The organism is Psychrobacter sp. BF1 (assembly GCF_019279065.1).
Taxonomy (GTDB): Bacteria; Pseudomonadota; Gammaproteobacteria; order Pseudomonadales; family Moraxellaceae; genus Psychrobacter; species Psychrobacter urativorans.
The window spans coordinates 6,863-13,715 of record NZ_JAGYWV010000022.1 but is presented as its reverse complement, the minus strand read 5'-3'; the positions used below and the strand labels follow the sequence as shown (position 1 = coordinate 13,715).

Annotated in this window: 5 protein-coding genes; all 5 read left to right on the top strand. The window is 36.2% G+C overall.

Going from position 1 to position 6,853, the window contains the following annotated elements; all coding sequences use genetic code 11:
* The first annotated feature begins 174 nt into the window (after positions 1–174).
* Entirely contained in the window at positions 175–525 is a 351-nt protein-coding gene (locus KZA12_RS14430) for a hypothetical protein (RefSeq protein WP_218690705.1), read from the top strand.
* Between the two features lie 58 nt (positions 526–583).
* Positions 584–1,645 carry a GNAT family N-acetyltransferase gene (locus KZA12_RS14425; RefSeq protein ID WP_218690704.1) on the top strand — a complete coding sequence of 354 codons (1,062 nt, stop codon included), beginning with the start codon at positions 584–586 and terminating at the stop codon, positions 1,643–1,645.
* A gap of 67 nt (positions 1,646–1,712) precedes the next feature.
* The gene (locus tag KZA12_RS14420; protein ID WP_218690703.1) at positions 1,713–2,894 is read left to right on the top strand and encodes an acyl-CoA dehydrogenase family protein; all 1,182 of its coding nucleotides are present in this window, start codon (positions 1,713–1,715) and stop codon (positions 2,892–2,894) included.
* A 1,597-nt stretch (positions 2,895–4,491) separates the two neighbouring features.
* Complete coding sequence (locus tag KZA12_RS14415; RefSeq protein ID WP_218690702.1) at positions 4,492–5,499, top strand: OmpA family protein; 1,008 nt, start codon at positions 4,492–4,494, stop codon at positions 5,497–5,499.
* A 94-nt stretch (positions 5,500–5,593) separates the two neighbouring features.
* Positions 5,594–6,853, top strand: a 1,260-nt coding sequence (locus tag KZA12_RS14410; protein ID WP_256933004.1) for an Ig-like domain-containing protein, incomplete at its 3' end; no start/stop codon positions are given.

Genomic DNA, 6,853 nt, shown 5'->3' with positions numbered 1-6,853 from the left:
GATCTAAACCCCATTGAAAAGAAATGGGCTCAAGCTAAGTTTCTACGCCAAGGGTGGATGGAGAATAATCTGCCTAAGCTATTTCAGGATATGGGCTGTATTTATTTTATTGTGAACTGACTATATATGTATTATAATAAATATATAATCTAATAAATATTAGATGGAGCGGTTATGTACATCAATAAAGCAGACTCTGATAAGAAAGTTAGAGATTCAATTGTTAATACTGCGATACTTTTGAGACAGTGTGCTGTCACATGTTCTTGTGGCGCTCCAGCACCTCCTATTCAGCAAAAAGGGAACAAGTATCAATGTATTATATGCTACAGAAAGATTCGTCGTAATGATTATAATTTAGGGTATAGAAATAGAGATAGCAACTCAATCGCATTACCTAAAATATCCAGTCAAATTCTTGATATTAATTATTACAATGATGCTATCAGTCTATTAAAGGAAGAGTATATAAAGAATAAACTAAAGTATAAAATACTAACGATATTCTATAAGTTAACTGTATGAATATTAGATTACGAGTGTAAAAAAATATTTTTTTAGACTAAAATAGGATGTGATAAACATGAGCATGATTAGTGTTTTTTTTGCAAGTATAGATAAGGAATGGGATGAAGAAATCTCAATATATACCTTTGATGTGTATCACTTTTCTGGATGGATAAATTCTTCAACTGAGGTTGATGAAGGCAGCCCTCAAGGTATTGTTGCAGTATATAAAAAAAAGAAGTTTTTTTTACCAATAATTAAAAGAGTTATTGATGATGAATATTGGGATGCTATCTCTCCATATGGCTATGGTGGCCCAGTAATAGATACTTCTTTAAGTAATTATGAAATAGATATGATTTTAGAGGAAATAAAAATATTTCTTTACGAGGAAGGCTGTGTTTCTTTATTTATTAGATTAAATCCAATTCTGAATAAAGAATGGTGCAGTAGTATTGGCACCTCAGTAACCCATGGACTTACTTTAATGTGCGATTTATCTAAATCTGAGGAGGAACATTGGGAAGAAACTCAGAAGCAACATCGTAGAGGTATTATGAAATCTTTAAACAACAATGTAGTTGCTAAAATTGAAGATTTTACTGAAGAGCGAATTACTGTATTCTCAAGTATTTATAAAGAGACTATGACAAAAGTTGGAGCCACTGATTACTATTTTTTTGACGATAGCTATCTTCATAAATTATCCAAAAGTATTCAGAATAGACTGATATTAGTGACTGCTTATAAAAATGATAACGCCATCGCATCTTCCTTATTTACCATTTGCAAAGAGTCTGGGATTATGCACTTCTATTTGGGTGGCACGCTTAATGAATATAGAAATCTACAACCCTCTAAATTGATCACTCACATTGCTAGAGGATGGGGTAGAGAGGAAGGCTATAAAGCATTACACTTTGGTGGTGGTTTAGGCTGTAATTCAGATTCTTTATATAAATATAAAAAAGGATTCAGCTCTGAAGAGCTGGAGTTTAAAACTTGGAGATTAATTATTAACTTAGAAAAGTACAAAAATTTAGTAATAGCTAATAATAGGTTGGCTGAAGCTGAAGCTGAAGCTGAATTGGAATCGGGATTTTTCCCGTCATATAGATATACTCCTGTAAAAGTATAGCCAACCTAACTAAATAGAAGAATGTAATCAAATATTGGATTAAGCAAGTCCTAGAAGAGGTTCAAATATGAGTCATGTAGCGTCCTTAGAAATTCAAAGCAATCTTCCAACTGATGCAGCCAAAGAGGTTCACGATTTAGCACTTTTATATAGACAGGAAACGGAAAGCTCTAGGAAGCTTGCTCCCGCTATTGTTGAATGTCTCTTAGAGAGCAAGCTACTCAGGATAGGATTACCAAAATTTTTAGGAGGGTGGGAAGATAATCCTGTAGAGGCTCTGAAAGTTTATGAATTATTAGCGAGTGCTGAAGCTTCAGTTGCTTGGATTGTGTGGAACAATCACTTGTCCTGTACTTTTGGACGTTACTTGAATGAAGTTAGCATGAAAGAAGTGTATAACAACCCATCTCATGTTTATGCGAACTCAGCACGTCCTGAGGGCATCGCTAAAATCGTTTCTGGAGGTTATATAGTATCTGGACGATGGACTTTAGTATCTGGATGTGAGTTAGCCGATTGGTTTGTTCTACGCTGTTTAGTAACTTCAGAAGAGACACCGAAGAATCTTCATCAAGGAGCAAACTTAAGACTTTTTTTTATTCCCAAGAAAGGCGTCAAGATAATTGATACATGGGATGTAGGTGGATTAAATGGTACAGGCAGTCATGATGTAGCGATAGAAGGTATATTTGTAAAAGAAGCGTATGCTGTGAATTTTGATAGTGCAGTGGCTATCGATAATGCATATAGCCGCTTACCTATTGGTTGTATCAACTCAGCTGGTTGTGCTGCTATGGCTTTAGGTGTTTTGAAAGCAGCGATGGAAGATTTAATTCAGATGTGTTTAGACAGAACCACGCCTGGTACAAATCCAGATCTACGCGATCGTGCAAATGTGCAAGCAGCTATAGCAAAAAGTAAGACTTTATTGGCGTCTAAACGTTTACAGTTACATAGTAGCGTGGCAGAGTTATGGGAAGAAGCACAAAATGAAAATACTTATACAGATGAGCAACTTGCTAATGTATGGGCGGCGTCATGTGCAGCTGCAAGTGATGCAAGAGCTATGGTATCAGAGATTTATGCTGTTGCAGGGACTGCTTCATTATATAAAAAATATAAAATAGAAAGAGCACATAGAGATATTCACGCTATTTTACAACATGGAATTGTCCAACCACATTGGATGAACCAAGCTGCAATGGCTTACGTTGGATTGACACCAAATGGTGCAATGTTTAGAAAATAGAAAGTTGGTTTTCATAGTAGATGTTGCTAATGTTTAGCATAAACGAGGATACAGGGTTAAAAGAAAACATTTTATCGGTCATAGAATCTTAAGCCTTATTGATACATATATTAATAAGGCATTATAGAAAATTATAGTCAACAATATCAGGTGTTTAAATATTGAATATGATGATGAGGACAACGATATCCGTAATGAGTATGCAATAGACTTAACTTTAATTAATGATATTCAGAAGAAAATTATAAGCCAAATTTAAACAGCTTATCTCAAACTGTGATTAACTGAGCTATCAAGTTCTTTTCTTCATACTTAGTATATAACAAAATTAGTACCTCCCATATCATGTAACTATTTCTTCAGACTGTTTTTCATCTAGCCTTAATATATAATTTTATCTTATGGCTATTTATTTTTTAATAAAGTTTAGATCAGCATTATAGAGCGGTAAGGAGATTTGCCTGTAACCATACGTATTAGACAGTCTTTGCACTTATTTATGAAAGCTAGTGACTTGAGCACAGCTCTCTCCTTGCACTCAGACAAATCTGTACTTTTCTACATCCTCGCTCATATCCATGATAATCGAGCACTTGGTCTTAGTGCCTGGCATAAGAATACCTTTATTCCAGTTGCAGAATATAGCTCCATTACTGTTGTTATTATTAAATTAATTTAGCGTAAAAAGTAGCTTTTCGTATAAAGCACCAATTAAAGTTGGTGCTCTTTTTTATTTGCTAATTATTACTATCAATACAAGGTTTGCCTATTACTGCATAACCGTAAGCTCTAAGAGTTTAAAAATCAAAGCCTTTTTCATTAATGTGAATAGTGGGGTATCTTTGCTGCGTAAAGCTATCTAGATTACTCTGTTAATCCGCTCCTTTAATCAGATACCCTTTTGGATACTCTGAGACCTTTTTTTTGACTAATACTAATGCGTCTTAAAGCTTGAATTACTACAGCCTAAACCAAGTATACAATCATAAATGTAATTGTCTGAAAACAGTTATAGGTCTTTGATAACTTTTTATTAAGTATCTTAGTTGGGCTTCATTTCTGTGTATTTCAGACACCAAATTCTGCTGCTAATTATCAATACTACTGATGTTTAGTTCATAAAGAATGGCAGTATCCGTTATAGTCGTGCTGTCTTTAATACTAAGCAGTACTTGCTTGTGACATTTGATTGAGTAAGTCATTGTTTATCTAATTAAAAATAGTTGTTATAAGTACTATATTGGGTTTATCTAAGGTTTAAGTTATTTTTATGTAAAAAAATATTGATTAATATTTTACCTTTTATCTGATTGTTGCGCCTTTTATCAGAATTATAAAGCCTTATTATGATAATAGATGATAATAGAACATTAGTTTATAAGCTAATGTAGCTAACTTTACTAATTCTATAATAGACATGTCTTGTTTAAGCGAAATCTAATATAAGTTATTGATATTAACAATCTTTATATAAAAATCTTAGGATTACTATGCTTGTACCAGTAATCGGCTTACTAATATATTAAAAATAATTTTATAACATATATTATAAGGTCAGGATCGGCTTTTTAGATATCATTTTTTGAGAGTAGATAATATGCACAGTAAAGCTATTTTATTATTAGCAACCTTATTTATGGTGTCTGGCGTAATAGGGTGCCAATCTATAAAAAGTCATGATTCTTTACCTACTAATAATGATATTCGTATAGTTAAGCAAGTTGAATGGGATAAAACTGGAAAACCCTTTACTATTCTTAATGATGCTGATTTAAATAACAATGAATCTAGAGTTGTTTTTGTTCGTGCCTATGATCAAGATTCGCTACAGACAAGTGTCAATGTCGGCATTGATAACCTTTTTCAAGTGAGTCTGCAACCTGGTCAGTTCTCTCAAGCAGTTACTTGTAGTGGCGTTCATAGTATAAGTGCTGAAGTGACAGGTAAAAAAAATAATCGACTTACCGATAGTAATTCTAAACAGAAGCTCGTTGGTCAAATTACTTATTATTATTTAGTCGATGTTAATGATGCAGGCCAAGCTAGCATCAGCCTAATGACTCGTGACCAAGCACTTACTGTTCTTAACAACCCTGAGTATCAATCTCAAGAACAGACCCATCAAATTAGTCGAGTTGCTGATAGCTGTGTAGTTGAGACACCGCAATCAACATCCTTGAGCGCGCCGCAGTTGACACCTTTAGTGAAACCAAAATTGATACCTGTGATTGCAGTAATTCCTAAAATAGATGACAGCATTGTAATCAATGCACCAATCAAACTAGATGTCCTTTTTGACCTTAATAGTGCCAATATTCAAGTTAATGATAACCAGCGCCTAGAATCGATAGCTGAGTTTATGCAGCTCAACACAGATAGGAGTGCAGTGCTAGAAGGTCATACAGATAATCTCGGTGATGCAAGCTATAACCTACGACTGTCAGAAGACCGTGCCAAAGCAGTTAAAACCCTGCTAGTTAACAAATATGGCATTAATGCTAATCGACTGAACACTGTGGGCTACGGTGAAAGTCAGCCTATGGATAATAATAGCACTGCCAAAGGTCGCCATAATAATCGTCGTGTTGTCGCTATTATCAATTAGTGATAAAAGCCAAAATATCTTAAATATATGTTAGTCAATATCCCCACTTTATTTATCTAATTCAATTATCCCACTAATTTTTCAAGGAATATCTATGTCTACTATTACTGTTAAAGTCAATAATCAAACCAAAACTATCGCTGAGCATACTGTTGTAACAAAAGACGGTGTACCTACGATAATTAAAGCTATTAATAAGGTTAATTATGAACTTTTTGATCAATCAATCGGACGTGCTCCCAATCATATTATTACTAAGCGTGTAAATAATGATCTGCATATCTCTTTTGAGGAAGAAGGTATAGAGAGCGATCTAATAATCGAAGGTTTTTACTCAGAAACTGACAGTGCCCTAATTGGTATTGCAGAAGATGGTAGTTATTACTATTACATTCCAGATACGGGTGAGGTGGCTGACTATGTCACTGAGTTGCTAGCTGGGGATGTTGAAGGGCAGGCACTAGGTGGTAATTCACAGGTACTGCCTTGGTGGGTAGGGGCATCATCAGAAGGTTTTAACGCTCTGCCTTGGTTAGTAGGATTGGCAGGTATTGGATTGATTGGTGCGGCATCAGGGGGTAGTAATGATAAGCAAGATGCTCCAAAACCCGACACTACTGCGCCTACTGCCCCAACCTTAGATATCAATGCAGCGGGTACCGAGATCACTGGTAAAACTGAGCCGGGTGCTAAAGTTGAGGTTGATACCAATGGCGATGGCAAACCTGACTACACAGTAACAGCTGATGCTAATGGCAATTTTGTTGTTGATACTAGCGAAAAGCCATTAACTAATGGCGAGACTATCACAGCTACTGCGACTGATAAAGCAGGTAATGAGAGCGGTCCTACGACGATTGTGGCCGGTGACACTACCGCACCAACTGCCCCTGACAAAGTGGTGGTAGGCAATGGCGATGCCTTCATCACCAATGATGAGATTGATAAAGACGGCAATGTTGATGTGGTTGTAACCTTACCAACAGACGCCAAAGAAGGCGACGTGGTGGTAGTCAATGGTCAAGAGCATCCGATCACCAAAGGCGACCTCACTGCTGGTACTGTAACGGTTAAAGTTCCAGCCCCAACGGAAGGCGGCAAGCTTGACGTTGAAGCCACTATCAAAGATCCAGCTGGCAACACTTCAGCGCCAGTGACTGAAGAAGTGACTCGTGACACCACCGCACCAACTGCCCCTGACAAAGTGGTGGTAGGCAATGGTGATGACTTCATCACCAATGATGAGATTGATAAAGACGGCAATGTTGATGTGGTTGTAACCTTACCAACAGACGCCAAAGAAGGCGACGTGGTGGTAGTCAATGGTCAAGAGCATCCGATCACCAAAGGCGAC